This is a genomic window from Ureibacillus sp. GCM10028918, from assembly GCF_042666115.1.
In the GTDB taxonomy this organism is placed as follows: Bacteria; Bacillota; Bacilli; order Bacillales_A; family Planococcaceae; genus Ureibacillus.
Genome location: NZ_JBHTFK010000005.1, coordinates 450,690 through 464,027, shown reverse-complemented (window position 1 = coordinate 464,027; position 13,338 = coordinate 450,690). Strand labels below are relative to the sequence as shown.

Annotated in this window: 18 protein-coding genes; all 18 read left to right on the top strand. The window is 37.3% G+C overall.

Annotated features, from left to right (window positions below):
- Positions 1-4 precede the first annotated feature (4 nt).
- The 18 genes from fliG to fliR all read left to right on the top strand — a co-directional run bounded on the left by fliG (position 5) and on the right by fliR (position 13,338).
- Entirely contained in the window at positions 5-1,018 is a 1,014-nt protein-coding gene (gene fliG / locus ACFQU5_RS05485) for a flagellar motor switch protein FliG (protein ID WP_390285552.1), read from the top strand.
- Complete coding sequence (gene fliH / locus ACFQU5_RS05480; RefSeq protein WP_390285550.1) at positions 1,002-1,793, top strand: flagellar assembly protein FliH; 792 nt, start codon at positions 1,002-1,004, stop codon at positions 1,791-1,793. The genes fliG and fliH overlap by 17 nt, the downstream gene beginning before the upstream one ends.
- Before the next feature lie 4 nt (positions 1,794-1,797).
- Entirely contained in the window at positions 1,798-3,123 is a 1,326-nt protein-coding gene (gene fliI / locus ACFQU5_RS05475; RefSeq protein WP_390285548.1) for a flagellar protein export ATPase FliI, read from the top strand.
- Complete coding sequence (fliJ, locus tag ACFQU5_RS05470; protein ID WP_390285546.1) at positions 3,123-3,572, top strand: flagellar export protein FliJ; 450 nt, start codon at positions 3,123-3,125, stop codon at positions 3,570-3,572. Before fliI ends, fliJ begins: the two co-directional genes overlap by 1 nt.
- 4 nt (positions 3,573-3,576) lie before the next feature.
- A complete protein-coding gene (locus ACFQU5_RS05465) occupies positions 3,577-4,170 on the top strand; it encodes a MotE family protein (protein WP_390285544.1) in 594 nt (197 codons plus the stop codon).
- Between the two features lie 28 nt (positions 4,171-4,198).
- Positions 4,199-5,539: a flagellar hook-length control protein FliK gene (locus ACFQU5_RS05460; RefSeq protein ID WP_390285542.1), complete on the top strand. Its 1,341-nt coding sequence runs from the start codon at positions 4,199-4,201 to the stop codon at positions 5,537-5,539.
- Between the two features lie 3 nt (positions 5,540-5,542).
- Complete coding sequence (gene flgD / locus ACFQU5_RS05455; RefSeq protein ID WP_390285540.1) at positions 5,543-6,211, top strand: flagellar hook assembly protein FlgD; 669 nt, start codon at positions 5,543-5,545, stop codon at positions 6,209-6,211.
- A gap of 14 nt (positions 6,212-6,225) precedes the next feature.
- Positions 6,226-6,603 carry a TIGR02530 family flagellar biosynthesis protein gene (locus tag ACFQU5_RS05450; RefSeq protein WP_390285538.1) on the top strand — a complete coding sequence of 126 codons (378 nt, stop codon included), beginning with the start codon at positions 6,226-6,228 and terminating at the stop codon, positions 6,601-6,603.
- Positions 6,604-6,732: 129 nt separating this feature from the next.
- Positions 6,733-7,536 (top strand): flagellar basal body rod protein FlgG, encoded by an 804-nt coding sequence (gene flgG / locus ACFQU5_RS05445; protein WP_390285536.1) that lies wholly within the window; start codon positions 6,733-6,735, stop codon positions 7,534-7,536.
- Between the two features lie 75 nt (positions 7,537-7,611).
- Positions 7,612-7,836 (top strand): flagellar FlbD family protein, encoded by a 225-nt coding sequence (locus tag ACFQU5_RS05440; RefSeq protein WP_390285534.1) that lies wholly within the window; start codon positions 7,612-7,614, stop codon positions 7,834-7,836.
- A complete protein-coding gene (gene fliL / locus ACFQU5_RS05435; RefSeq protein WP_390285532.1) occupies positions 7,823-8,254 on the top strand; it encodes a flagellar basal body-associated protein FliL in 432 nt (143 codons plus the stop codon). The genes ACFQU5_RS05440 and fliL overlap by 14 nt, the downstream gene beginning before the upstream one ends.
- 33 nt (positions 8,255-8,287) lie before the next feature.
- Positions 8,288-9,283, top strand: a complete 996-nt coding sequence (gene fliM / locus ACFQU5_RS05430) for a flagellar motor switch protein FliM (protein WP_390285530.1) — start codon at positions 8,288-8,290, stop codon at positions 9,281-9,283.
- Positions 9,276-10,541 (top strand): flagellar motor switch phosphatase FliY, encoded by a 1,266-nt coding sequence (gene fliY, locus ACFQU5_RS05425; RefSeq protein WP_390286519.1) that lies wholly within the window; start codon positions 9,276-9,278, stop codon positions 10,539-10,541. Before fliM ends, fliY begins: the two co-directional genes overlap by 8 nt.
- Before the next feature lie 21 nt (positions 10,542-10,562).
- Positions 10,563-10,925 (top strand): response regulator, encoded by a 363-nt coding sequence (locus tag ACFQU5_RS05420; RefSeq protein WP_137728025.1) that lies wholly within the window; start codon positions 10,563-10,565, stop codon positions 10,923-10,925.
- A 4-nt stretch (positions 10,926-10,929) separates the two neighbouring features.
- Positions 10,930-11,610, top strand: coding sequence for a flagellar biosynthetic protein FliO (locus ACFQU5_RS05415; RefSeq protein WP_390285528.1), 681 nt, complete (start codon positions 10,930-10,932; stop codon positions 11,608-11,610).
- A complete protein-coding gene (gene fliP, locus ACFQU5_RS05410; RefSeq protein WP_390285526.1) occupies positions 11,610-12,275 on the top strand; it encodes a flagellar type III secretion system pore protein FliP in 666 nt (221 codons plus the stop codon). Before ACFQU5_RS05415 ends, fliP begins: the two co-directional genes overlap by 1 nt.
- 12 nt (positions 12,276-12,287) lie before the next feature.
- Complete coding sequence (gene fliQ / locus ACFQU5_RS05405; RefSeq protein ID WP_390285524.1) at positions 12,288-12,557, top strand: flagellar biosynthesis protein FliQ; 270 nt, start codon at positions 12,288-12,290, stop codon at positions 12,555-12,557.
- Between the two features lie 4 nt (positions 12,558-12,561).
- Positions 12,562-13,338, top strand: a complete 777-nt coding sequence (gene fliR / locus ACFQU5_RS05400) for a flagellar biosynthetic protein FliR (protein ID WP_390285522.1) — start codon at positions 12,562-12,564, stop codon at positions 13,336-13,338.

Genomic DNA, 13,338 nt, shown 5'->3' with positions numbered 1-13,338 from the left:
GAACATGTCCAAAAAGGAAAAAGAACTAACGGGAAAGCAAAAGGCGGCATTACTGTTAATCTCTTTAGGGCCAGAAGTTTCTGCTTCTGTATATAAACATTTAAATGAAGAGGAAATCGAACGACTTACGTTAGAAATCTCAAGTGTCAAAAAAGTTGAACCTGGTATAAAGGAAGATATTATTGAAGAATTCCATCATATCGCTTTAGCTCAGGACTATATTTCACAAGGTGGAATCGGTTACGCAAAGACAGTTTTAGAAAAAGCATTAGGGCAAGATCAGGCACAGGCGATTATTAATCGCCTGACGTCATCTTTACAAGTACGCCCATTTGACTTTGCAAGAAAAGCGGATCCTGGACAGATCTTTAACTTTATCCAAAATGAACACCCTCAGACGATTGCTTTAATTTTATCCTATTTAGATCCTGGACAAGCTGGTGTTATATTGTCGTCATTACCGCAAGAAGTTCAGGCGGATATAGCAAAACGTATTGCCATGATGGATTCGACTTCTCCTGAAGTGATAAGTGAAATTGAATCGATACTGGAACGGAAATTATCATCCACAGTTACTCAAGATTACACGGAAACTGGTGGGGTAGATGCAGTTGTTGATGTATTAAATGGAGTCGATCGTCAAACAGAAAAAACGATTCTTGATGCGCTAGAAATTCAAGATCCAGAACTAGCGGAAGAAATTAAGAAGAGAATGTTCGTATTCGAGGATATTGTTACACTGGATAATCGTTCAATTCAGCGAGTTATTCGTGATTGTGAAAATGAAGATCTACTTCTATCCATGAAGGTAAGTAGTGAAGAAGTAAAAGATATCTTGTTCCGAAATATGTCCCAGCGTATGGCTGATACATTTAAAGAGGAAATGGAAATTATGGGTCCTGTTCGCTTGCGTGATGTAGAAGATGCCCAATCAAGAATTGTTGGGGTTATTCGCCGCCTAGAGGATGCTGGAGAAATCATCATAGCTCGTGGTGGAGGAGATGACGTCATTGTCTAGAATCATCCGCTCAAGCAGTACAGTCCAGCAACAAGAAAAACAAGTTGAGATACAGGTTCGTAACTTGTTTAAGGTTGATTTTGACGGAGAAGAAAATAATCAAGGTTCAGCAATAACAATGGACGAGATATATGCCCAAAGAGATGAGATTATATCGAGCGCAGCATCAGAAATCGAATCACAAAAACAAGAATTTGAAAGATATCGACAAGAACAATTAGAAATTCTGGATCAGCTAAAAAAAATGTGGGAAGAAGAAAAACTTGTTTTAGAGCAAAATGCCTATGAACAAGGTTTTCAACAAGGCTATGAAGAAGGCATGAAAAAAGCCCATGTAGATATGGCGGAATCCCTGGCTGTTGCAAACAAAGTCATTGAGGATTCTCGTATAATTGCCCAAAAGTATATTGAAGAACAAGAGCAAGTCATTTTGGAACTTGCATTAACAGCTTCCGAACGGATTATTGGTGCATCCTTAGATAGAGATGATGAGATGTTTTTATCAATTGTTAAAAGAGGTCTCAAAGAAGCAAGAGAAATGAAAGAGATCAAAATCTATGTATCACCTACTTACCATCATTTAATTACCCAGCACCGAAGCGAGCTAATAGAGATGTTCCCGACGGATGTACCATTATTGGTTTTCGTTGACGAAGACTTGAAACAAACGGAAAGCTATATAGAAACAAACCATGGTCGAATCGTCGTGTCGATTGACGAACAGTTAAGTGAACTTCGTTTCAAACTAAGTGAAATTTTAGACAGTAAGGAATGATGGGATGAAAGCGGCTCAATTAATAGATACAATACCTACAATTGAAACGTTTAAGAAGTTTGGTAAAGTTAGTCGTGTTGTCGGTTTAATGATTGAGTCTCAAGGTCCTGAAAGTTCAATTGGTGATGTTTGTAAAATACATGTGAATTCATCGAAAAATGGTCATCAAATAATTTTAGCAGAAGTCGTCGGATTTAATAATGAATTTGTTGTGTTAATGCCCTATACTTCAATCCGCGAGATTTCAATTGGTTGTCTCGTAGCAGGTACAGGTAAGCCTCTTGAAGTTAAAGTAGGACCTGAACTGATTGGAAAAGTATTGGATTCGATGGGGAACCCTTTTGATGGCTCAGCTCTTCCTAGAGGACTAATGACTGTTCAAACAGATCAGGAACCACCAAATCCTTTGAAGAGACCACCAATCAAGGACCAACTTGAAGTCGGGGTAAAGGCAATTGATGGAATGCTGACTGTTGGAAACGGTCAGCGTGTTGGTATCTTCGCCGGATCTGGTGTAGGTAAAAGTACACTGTTAGGTATGATTGCTCGTAATACAAAAGCTGATATAAACGTTATCGCTTTAATTGGGGAGCGTGGCCGCGAAGTGCTCGAATTTATCGAACGAGATTTAGGGGAAGAAGGCTTAAAACGGTCGATCGTTGTAGCTGCAACCGGGGACCAACCCGCATTAATGCGTATTAAAGGAGCTTTCACGGCTACAGCCATTGCTGAGTACTTTAGAGATCGGGGAATGAATGTCATGTTGATGATGGATTCAGTAACCCGAGTAGCCATGGCACAAAGAGAAATCGGTCTAGCTACTGGTGAACCACCAGCACAAAAAGGGTATACTCCCTCAGTGTTTTCAATTTTGCCTAAATTACTGGAACGAACAGGTACGAACCAACATGGCTCTATAACTGCTTTCTATACAGTATTGGTTGATGGGGATGATATGAATGAACCAATTGCCGATACAGTTCGAGGTATTCTAGATGGTCATATCGTGTTAGACCGAACTCTTGCAAACAAAGGGCAGTATCCAGCCATCAATGTACTAAAAAGTGTAAGTCGTTTAATGAATCATATCTCTTTACCTGAACATGTTAAGGCGTCAGAAAGACTTCGAGAGCTTTACTATACGTATGCAAAATCAGAAGACCTGATTAACATTGGTGCATATAAACGCGGCACATCCAAAGAAATTGATGAGGCTATTCAATATGAGCCGCTAATTACGAACTTTTTGAAACAAGGTTATAAAGATAAAGTGTCACTAGATAATACCGTAGACGAAATAATAGCATTATCAAATGGTGGAGGTAGGTAATGGTCCAATATACATATCGCTTTGAGAAAATATTGACGATTCGTGAGCAAGAAAAACAACAAACAGAACAAGCTTATAAAGAGTCAGTACGTTTTTTTGAAGAAGTAGCGACAAAACTATATGATCTTCTAAAGAAAAAAGAGGATTTAATTACCTATCAGAATGATCGATTAACAGTTGGTTCGTCAATAGATGAAATCCACCACTTTGCGACTTTTATTGGTAGTTTAGAACGTTCAATTACAGAAGTGCAGCAAAAAGTGGTTCAAGCCCGTGCAAAAATGAACTGGCACGAACAAAAACTGTTAGAAAAAAACTTGGAAATACGTAAGTTTGAAAAAATGCGTGAAAAAGATTTTGCAACATTCAAGAATGAGCAAGATAGAGCGGAAACACTTTATTTAGATGAACTTTCAGCTCTTATGTATACAAAGAAAGAATTTAGGTGATTTCATGGCAAAAGGTAAAGCGAAACAAGAAAATACAGTGTCCCATGAAGGTAATTCACCAGGGATTTTTCAAAAGCTTATTTTTTGGTTTATCATTCCGTTGCTATTTATAGTAGCTATTCTTCTAGTTGTTGCAACATTTACTAACTTTAATGTTTTTGAGAAGGCAGCAGAGCTAACCAATTTAAAGGGTTCAGAAGAAGAGGTATCTATCGAAGACACAACAAACCAATACAATGAAAAGATTGTCGGTTTGGAAGCAGAAGTGAAAGAAAAAGAAGCAGAAATTGAAAAATTGCAATCAGAATTAGAGAGTGCAAAAGCAGAGAATCAAGAAAGCCTTACTGTACAAGAGCAACTCCAATACGAGATTGAAAAATTGCAGCGAGATCAAACAGAAGCGAAGAAAGAATTCGAGGATTTATTAGATTCCTTTGAACAAATGTCGGCAAAATCAGCTGCACCTATATTGGTTGAAATGAGTGATGAAGAAGCAGTGAAAATTCTTGCAAGCATGCAGCCTGATATTTTATCAGCCGTATTGGCTAAAATGAGTCCTGCTGATGCCGCTCGTTACACAGAACTACTATCGCAATAATCATTGCTTTATAAAAGGAGGTGAAATAGTGAATATAGGCATAATGCAGTTTTCAAATTTGGGGATTAACACGAAACCTATTGCCAAAAACCAATCAACGGTAGCTTCAACTCAATCATCAGTAGCATCAAGGCAAACAACAGCCAAGTCGGAGAGCTTTGGAGATGTCCTAAATCAAGCTGTAGTGGCTTCATCCCAAAATGAACCTTCTATAACGAATGAAGGAACGAAAGAATCTATTGATCTCGAAGAATTAGGGGATCTATTATCCGCTAATTCTATGGAAGAAGTTATTGATTTATTAGGAATTCAACATGATGAAGGTTTATTAACAATACAAGTTGGTGAACATGGCCAAGCGTTATCTTTTGATGAAATGATGAACTTGAATAACTTGCTTTCAGTGCTAGGTATTGAGCCTACTCAATTGGCAGAGACAATAGAGCAACTGACTGGTGCTAAAGTAGAAGCGGCAAACGATGTATGGCAACTGATCAATTCTGTATTAGGTCAAGATACGGAAATCGTCCAGCAATTAATTACAGCCCTGCAAGGCGAACAAAAAGTAACACCTAGACAAGCAGAACAGCTAGTTCAATTCCTGAAGTTAGCTCAAGTATCGGGTAAAAATACGGATCTGTATATGAATCAATTATCAACTTTAGAACAAGTTGATCAGATGCTACAAAGTGTTGCAAAGCAGATGAGTCCACAGAGTAGCATTCTATCGACGCAACTACCTGAAAGCCTAACTGGGAAAGCTTCATTACAAGGCTTTGAACAGGTTGTACAGAAATTAGTGAAAAGTACCGAATCTGCTGAAAACACTGTGACAGAGACAACCGAGTCAACTAGATCAGCACAAAACACAGTTGCTCTAACATCTAATATCACAAACACGACAAAAACGATAACAATAACTCTTCCTACTGAAAAGGGAGGACAGTCTGAGGCTCTTGCAAAAGAAATTCAAAATCTACTAAATCGCACTCAAATATCAAGCACATCAGGAACAACAAAGCTTTTATTAAAGCTTTATCCTGAAAATCTAGGCTCGATTCGAATTGAAATTATGCAACAAGATGGTGTGCTATCCGCTAGGTTATTAACAACAACCACAATTGGAAAAGAACTTTTAGATAACCAATTACACCAATTAAAACAGGCATTTGCAAATGCAAATATCCAAATGGATCGAATTGATATCGCTCAGAGTCTCCAAGAAACAGACCGTAACTCAAAAGAACAAGGTCAGTTTGGTCAACAATTCAAACAACAGTTACAACAAAATGAACAGGAACAAGATGAACTGGAAGATGAATCTGAAAAATTGAGCTTTAGCGATTATTTAATAAATGAGGAGGTGTAGAGAATGGCAACGACAGGTATTTCAAATGATTATTATTTAGCTGCAACAAAAGGACCGAAAATCAGTAAAACCGGCGATAACTCCAGCCTTGGAAAAGATGCATTTCTAAACATCCTAATTACCCAATTACAAAACCAGGATCCGACGAAGCCGATGGACGATAAAGAATTTATTTCCCAAATGGCTCAATTCTCTTCGTTAGAACAAATGCAAAATATGACAACTGCAATGCAAAACTTACTTGCTTCTCAAAATGAAACGCAGTTGATGTCCTATACATCATTTATAGGAAAAGAAGTGAAATGGCTTGAGGTAACTGAAGAAGTTGGGGAAGACGGGAAAAATATTGTTAATGAGGGTACGGGTGTCATTAATGAATTGAAATTTGTAGAGGGTGAACCTGTTTTCGTTTTAGCAGACGGAAAAGAGATCTCGCCGGGACATATCTCATCGATTTTAAATAATGGAACAGCATCCGGTTCTTCCGAAGCTGCAGAAAATCCATTAGTAACAGCTAGTAGTTTAATTGGACAAATGGTTCGCTACCAATTAGATGGGGAAGAGCTATCAGCAAAAATTGAATCAGTAACTACGAATGGCAGTTTAATAGAATATATTCTAAATAATGGAACACGTTTGCAAAAGGATCAATTTGAATTAATAAGTGAATAGGGTTGGTGATCAGCATGAATCGAATTTCCATCCAGCACTTGCCATTACAACCTACCATACAGACTCAAAAGAAAACGACAACACCTGTTCAGGGCAAACAATCTTTTATTAATCATTTACAAGAAGTTACCAGTAACCAACAGCTAAAGATTAGTAAACATGCAAACGATAGAATAATAGAAAGAAATATCTCTATTACTGAACAAGAGTGGCAACGTGTGTCAGAAAAAGTAGTGGAAGCACGTGCTAAGGGTGTGAACCAACCACTAGTCTTGATGGATCAAGCAGCATTAATCGTAAGTGCTAAAAATGAAACGGTTATAACAGCGATGGAACGCTCCGAAACAAAAAATCAATTGTTTACAAATATCGATGGAACAATCGTCTTATAAAAGGCAGGACCAACACGAAGTCTAATAAAAGACTTTAAATGGATGCCTAAGTGCTGCTGACTGACAGACGCAGTGCAACACAAAGAACATAAAAAATAAACGGGATAAACGAGAGGAGAACGATTAACAATGTTACGTTCAATGTATTCAGGTATTTCTGGTTTAAAAAACTTCCAAACGAAGCTTGATGTAATCGGGAACAACATTTCAAATGTAAATACATACGGATTCAAAAAAGGGCGAGTGGTATTTAAGGATTTAATTTCACAAACAACTGCAGGGGCTACTGCTCCTTCAGATACTCGTGGTGGAGTTAACGCGAAACAAGTTGGTTTAGGGGCTCAAGTTGCTGCAATTGATACAATTTCGACAACAGGTTCACTACAAACTACAGGTCGTGTATTAGACTTAGCAGTTTCTGGTGATGGTTATTTCCGTGTTGCACCAGGAGACAACTTAGGTAATGTATCTTATACAAGAGCTGGTAATTTTTATATGGATGCTGAAGGAGATATTGTAACAGCAGATGGTATGTATCTATTAGATACTGCAGGAGCAAAAATTAATGTCCCGACTACTTCTCAAAGTATGTCAATTGGTCAAGATGGTACAGTAAATATAGTTGCTGCGGATGGAACATTAACTTCTAATCAGAAGATAAGTTTAGCAAAGTTTCCAAATAGCGAAGGATTAGAAAAAGTAGGATCTAACTATTACGTAGAATCACCAGCTTCAGGGGAACCTAATGCTGATGTAACAGCACAAGCAGCAGGTAAAGGCTCTGTCCAATCAGGTTTCCTAGAAATGTCCAACGTTGACCTTTCTGAAGAGTTCACAGACATGATTGTCGCGCAACGTGGTTTCCAAGCGAACTCTCGTATTATTACAACATCGGATGAAATCTTGCAAGAGCTAGTAAACTTAAAACGATAATCTATTAGTTTCATACTAATTTCATTGTAAAGGAGGGTCGGGCCGGCTTTCTATAATAGACCCGGCCCCATTTCAATGATCGAATTAACACGATTAAATGGTAAATCTTTTTCATTAAATGCGCTATACATAGAATTAGTAGAGTCATTTCCGGACACAACAATTACATTAACAAATGGTAAGAAATTTATTGTTAAGGAAAGCGAAGAAGAAGTTCAAAAAAAGGTAGTTCAATTTTATAAAAGTATCCAAGTATTATCCAACCCGCATTTACGAGGTGATGACGATGAAAAACAATAAATTATTAACAGTAATGCTTATCATATTAGTGTCCATTACATTAATTGGGGTTGTAATTTTTGTTCTATTAACACAATTTAATAAACAAACAACCGAAACACATGAGCCGTCAATAGATGAGATTATAGAAGCTTCTGTTGATGTAACCGAAATCACGACGAATTTAGCTGATAATAGCATTATCATGCTTTCGTTAAAAATACAAACAGGTAGTAAAGAAGCTGCAGAAGAGTTAACAAAACGTGATTTCCAAACAAAAAATCTTGTGATTACTCAGCTTTCTGAAATGACTGAAGAAGATTTAAAAGGGAAAGAAGGTAAAACAGCTTTTGAATCTACACTGAAATCACAATTAAATGAACTGATGCAAGAGGGAGAAATACAACAAGTGTACATTACCTCCTACATCATACAGTAAAAATGCGAAACATCTTGAAATGGAGGTGGGCAAATGGCAGGAGATGTATTATCCCAATCTGAAATTGATGCGCTACTTTCTGCAATTTCAACCGGTGAAATGTCAGCGGATGATATGAAAAAAGAAGAAGAAACCAAAAAAGTTAAGATATATGACTTCAAACGTGCCCTTCGTTTTTCAAAAGATCAAATCCGAAGTTTGACCCGAATACATGAAAACTTTGCAAGATTATTAACAACATTTTTCTCGGCACAATTAAGAACCTATGTTCAAATTACAGTAGCTTCGGTCGATCAAATACCCTTTGAAGAGTTTGTTCGTTCGATTCCTAATATGACATTAATAAATGTGTTTGAAGTGCCGCCTTTAGATGGTAATATCTTAATGGAGATCAATCCGAACATCGCGTACTCCATGCTAGATCGTTTGATGGGTGGCAGTGGTTCAAGCTATAGTAATGTGGCGAATTTAACCGAGATTGAACAGAAAATAATGACGAATCTATTCGAACGATCCTTCGACAATTTACGGGAAGCCTGGGATACAATCGCCGAAATTGACCCAATCTTAGTAGAATTGGAAGTGAATCCGCAATTTTTGCAAATGATTTCACCGAATGAAACAGTCATCGTTATTTCATTAAATACAATAATTGGCGAAACAACAGGAATGATCAATATTTGTATTCCGCATGTTGTATTAGAGCCAATAATTCAAAATTTATCTGTTCAATATTGGATGCAATCAAACACAAAAGAAGCTTCACCAGAACAAGCACAAATGCTAGAAAAACGAGTGAAGCAAGCAGAATTACCATTAATTGCAGAACTCGGTACAACCAATATTTCAATTGAAGATTTTCTTTATATGAATATTGGTGATGTGATTGAGTTGGACCAAAATATTGAGGAACCGCTACTTTTAAAAGTAGGTACGATACCGAAATTCATTGCACAGCCAGGAAAACGAAATAAAAAAATGGCAATCCAAATTATTGCACCATTAGAAGGAGGAGACGATGATGAGTGATGGTATGCTCTCCCAAGAAGAAATTGAAGCGTTATTAAGGGGCGAAACGTTAGACGATAAGCTTAACGACTTAGCATCTGAATCTTCTGCAAATAACGAACCACTACGTGTTGAAGATTATTTAGACGCGATGGAACAAGATGCCCTAGGTGAAGTAGGAAATATCTCATTTGGAAGCTCTGCAACAGCACTATCTACACTCCTGGGTCAGAAAGTAGATATTACGACACCAGTAGTTTCGATTCTTAACCGCAATCTTTTAGAAGAAGAATTTCCGCATCCTTATGTAGCCGTCCAAGTGGAATATACGACTGGCTTATCCGGAGCGAATTTATTGGTAATTAAACAAGAAGATGCTGCAATTATTGCTGACTTAATGCTTGGAGGAGATGGGTTAAATCCAAGTGCAGATTTAAGTGAAATTCAACTTAGTGCTGTTCAAGAAGCGATGAACCAAATGATGGGTTCAGCTGCTACGTCTATGTCTACAGTATTTAATAAAAAAGTAGATATTTCACCACCTTCCATTGACTTAATGAACATCTCGCAAAATGAAGGAACAGATAGAATTCCTGAAGATGATTTATTGGTGAAGGTTTCATTCCGCCTTAAAATTGGAACATTAATTGATTCAAATTTAATGCAATTATTCCCACTTCAATTCGGAAAGAAACTAGTAAGATCATTACTTGGTGAAGAAGAAGTTTCAAACCAAGTTGAAGTACAGCAGCCTGTAGTCAATCAACAACCCGCTGCACCAGCACAGCCGGTACAACAAACGGTTCAGCAGCAAATGCAGCAACCGGTACAACAGCAACCAATGCAGCAACAACCTGTTTACCAGCAGCCACCTGTCTACCAACAGCAAGCTGCTACCACTTATCAAGAAATGCCAACAAGCTATGCGATGCCTACATATCAACAACCGCAGCAGCCTGTAAATGTTCAGCAAGCTCAGTTTGCGTCATTTGAAAGTGCGCCGATTACTCAAGATGAAGCTCGTAATTTGAATATGCTGCTCGATATTCCTTTACAGGTAACGGTTGAACTGGGACGTACCAAACATTCAGTGAAAGAAATTTTACAACTAGCATCAGGATCCATTATCGAATTGGACAAGTTAGCTGGTGAACCGGTTGATATTTTAGTGAATAGCCGTTTAATCGCAAAAGGCGAAGTAGTCGTAATCGATGAAAACTTTGGTGTACGTATTACGGATATTATGAGTCGAGCAGAACGATTAAACAATTTGAAATAGGATTAATTGGAGGGAATTTACATGTCTAAAAAGATTTTGATAGTAGACGATGCAGCATTCATGCGCATGATGATTAAAGATATTTTAACTAAAAACGGTTATGAAGTAGTTGGAGAAGCTGCTGATGGACTTCAAGCTGTTGAAAAGTATAACGAATTAAACCCTGATTTAGTCACAATGGATATTACGATGCCTGAAATGGACGGAATAGCTGCTTTAAAAGCGATTAAATCAACACACCCAAATGCTACAGTCATCATGTGTTCTGCTATGGGACAACAAGCGATGGTAATCGATGCTATCCAAGCTGGAGCAAAAGATTTTATCGTAAAACCATTCCAGGCTGATCGTGTAATTGAAGCAATTCAAAAAGCATTAGGTTGATAAAATGAACGGAAAACGTTTTGCAATTGTTCGGCTATGTATTGCAATCGTAATCGCACTAACTTTTCTGGCACCAACGAATTTTGCCCATGCAGCACAGGGGAATCAATCAGTTAAAGATTGTTGGCAAAATCCTGAAGCAGAAGGCTGTGAAGATACAGACACGTCTGTCGAAGAAGAGAATTCAACTTCGACAGACGTGGGTTTAGGTATTTGGGATTACATGAAAATGTTATTTTCCCTAGTATTCGTACTAGCACTTTTACTATTTGTTCTTAAATTTTTAAATAAAAAAAGTGCAAACTATCAACAAAATAGTGTTGTACGGAATATTGGCGGCATATCCGTTGGTGCTCAAAAATCCGTTCAATTGCTTCATATCGGCGATAAATTGTATATTGTCGGTGTTGGAGATGATGTTCAACTTATTAGAGAAATCAATGATCCAGAAGAAGTAGAACGGTTACTAGAAATGTATAATGATAAACAAACGATTGCAGGCAGCACAACACCCTATATATTGGAGTTAGTTAAAAAATTCAGAGGCAATACTTCACAGGATGAAACAGAAGTTAAACAAACTAATCAAAACTTTGGCGAAATGTTCAATAAACGACTTACAGAACTGACAAAAACACGTAAAAGTGAATTGGATAAATGGAAGGAAAAGGAGAAGGATAAATAATGGAAGATTTTATCTCACTCTTTTCTGAAAATGATCCGACCAATGTTTCAACTTCTGTGCAATTACTTCTATTATTAACGGTTTTATCTTTAGCGCCTAGTATTTTAATTTTGATGACATCCTTTGCACGTATTATGATTGTGCTTTCCTTTACAAGAACAGCTTTAGCCACAAATACATCTCCGCCAAACCAAGTACTTATTGGATTAGCTTTATTTTTGACATTCTTCATCATGGCTCCAACATTCCAAGAAGTGAATGAACAAGCGCTTCAGCCATTATTTAATGAAGAAATCGGCTTGGAGGAGGCGTATGATCGTGCTGCTTTACCTTTTAAGGAATTTATGGCACAGCATACAAGACAAAAGGATTTAGAGCTTTTCTTAGAGTACAATCAAGCAGAAAGACCAGCTTCGGTGGAAGAAATTCCATTAACTATGCTTGTTCCAGCTTTTGCCTTAAGTGAAATAAAAACAGCATTTCAAATTGGATTTATGATTTTTATTCCATTCTTGGTAATTGATATGGTTGTAGCCAGTGTCCTTATGTCCATGGGGATGATGATGCTTCCGCCAGTTATGATTTCACTGCCATTTAAAATCTTATTATTTATCTTAGTAGACGGATGGTACTTAGTAATAAAATCTTTACTTCAAAGTTTTTAGGGGATGATATAAATGACGCAGGAAATGGTCATTGCAATTGCAGAAAGAGCGATATGGATTGTCCTCATTGTTTCAGGACCTCTGCTGCTAATCGCTCTTATAGTGGGTTTACTTGTAAGTATCTTTCAAGCAACCACGTCAATTCAAGAGCAAACTTTAGCATTTGTACCGAAAATAGTTGCCGTTTTAGTGGGAATTATCTTTTTTGGTCCATGGATGATTTCGCAGATGACTACCTATGTTACTGACATTTTAGATAATCTGACAAGGTATATAGGGTGATGAAATGACAGACATCATTCCTGAAATTTCCGTTTTATTATTAATAATAGTCAGAGTTTCTGCTTTTTTTGTATCAGTCCCTTTTTTTTCATACAGTAGAATTCCCCCTCAATTACGAATTGCTTTGTCTGTTATTTTTGCATGGATGATGTATTACACATTTGATATAGAAGCGATTCCGATTGACGGGAATTACATATTACTTGTCTTAAAAGAAGCAATCGTCGGCGTTTCAATAGGTCTTGTTGCCTATATGATTATGACCGCTGTTCAAATAGCAGGTGGATTTATTGACTTTGAAATGGGTTTTGCAATGGCAAATGTGATTGACCCGCAAACAGGTACGCAGACCCCTTTAATGGGTCAGTTTTTTAACTTTTTAATCCTATTTGTATTGTTGGCAATCAATGGCCATCATCTCATTCTAGATGGAATCTATTATAGTTATCAATTTTTGCCCATCGATCAGGTTTTTCCTAATTTCGGAGACGACAATACGATAGAGTTTGTTATTAAAACCTTTAGCTCAGTCTTTGTCATTGCTTTTCAAATGTCGGCACCGGTTGTTGCTACATTATTTTTAGTTACCATGGCTTTGGGTATTACAGCGAAAACTGTACCTCAGCTCAATATATTTGTTGTTGGTTTCCCTATAAAGATAGCTGTCGGGTTCCTTGTTTTGATTATTTCGATGGGTGTAATGATTGAAGTAATGGAAAAAGTAATAGAAATGATGATACTTTCAATGCGAGATTTCATGCAATTGTTAGGTGGTGCATAA

Excerpts from the sequence above, each read along its gene's own strand:
- fliG (WP_390285552.1), top strand. The coding sequence starts at position 5 with ATGTCCAAAAAGGAAAAAGAACTAACGGGAAAGCAAAAGGCGGCATTA.
- fliH (WP_390285550.1), top strand. The coding sequence starts at position 1,002 with ATGACGTCATTGTCTAGAATCATCCGCTCAAGCAGTACAGTCCAGCAA.
- fliI (WP_390285548.1), top strand. The coding sequence starts at position 1,798 with ATGAAAGCGGCTCAATTAATAGATACAATACCTACAATTGAAACGTTT.
- fliJ (WP_390285546.1), top strand. The coding sequence starts at position 3,123 with ATGGTCCAATATACATATCGCTTTGAGAAAATATTGACGATTCGTGAG.
- ACFQU5_RS05465 (WP_390285544.1), top strand. The coding sequence starts at position 3,577 with ATGGCAAAAGGTAAAGCGAAACAAGAAAATACAGTGTCCCATGAAGGT.
- flgD (WP_390285540.1), top strand. The coding sequence starts at position 5,543 with ATGGCAACGACAGGTATTTCAAATGATTATTATTTAGCTGCAACAAAA.
- ACFQU5_RS05450 (WP_390285538.1), top strand. The coding sequence starts at position 6,226 with ATGAATCGAATTTCCATCCAGCACTTGCCATTACAACCTACCATACAG.
- flgG (WP_390285536.1), top strand. The coding sequence starts at position 6,733 with ATGTTACGTTCAATGTATTCAGGTATTTCTGGTTTAAAAAACTTCCAA.
- ACFQU5_RS05440 (WP_390285534.1), top strand. The coding sequence starts at position 7,612 with ATGATCGAATTAACACGATTAAATGGTAAATCTTTTTCATTAAATGCG.
- fliL (WP_390285532.1), top strand. The coding sequence starts at position 7,823 with ATGAAAAACAATAAATTATTAACAGTAATGCTTATCATATTAGTGTCC.
- fliM (WP_390285530.1), top strand. The coding sequence starts at position 8,288 with ATGGCAGGAGATGTATTATCCCAATCTGAAATTGATGCGCTACTTTCT.
- fliY (WP_390286519.1), top strand. The coding sequence starts at position 9,276 with ATGAGTGATGGTATGCTCTCCCAAGAAGAAATTGAAGCGTTATTAAGG.
- ACFQU5_RS05420 (WP_137728025.1), top strand. The coding sequence starts at position 10,563 with ATGTCTAAAAAGATTTTGATAGTAGACGATGCAGCATTCATGCGCATG.
- ACFQU5_RS05415 (WP_390285528.1), top strand. The coding sequence starts at position 10,930 with ATGAACGGAAAACGTTTTGCAATTGTTCGGCTATGTATTGCAATCGTA.
- fliP (WP_390285526.1), top strand. The coding sequence starts at position 11,610 with ATGGAAGATTTTATCTCACTCTTTTCTGAAAATGATCCGACCAATGTT.
- fliQ (WP_390285524.1), top strand. The coding sequence starts at position 12,288 with ATGACGCAGGAAATGGTCATTGCAATTGCAGAAAGAGCGATATGGATT.
- fliR (WP_390285522.1), top strand. The coding sequence starts at position 12,562 with ATGACAGACATCATTCCTGAAATTTCCGTTTTATTATTAATAATAGTC.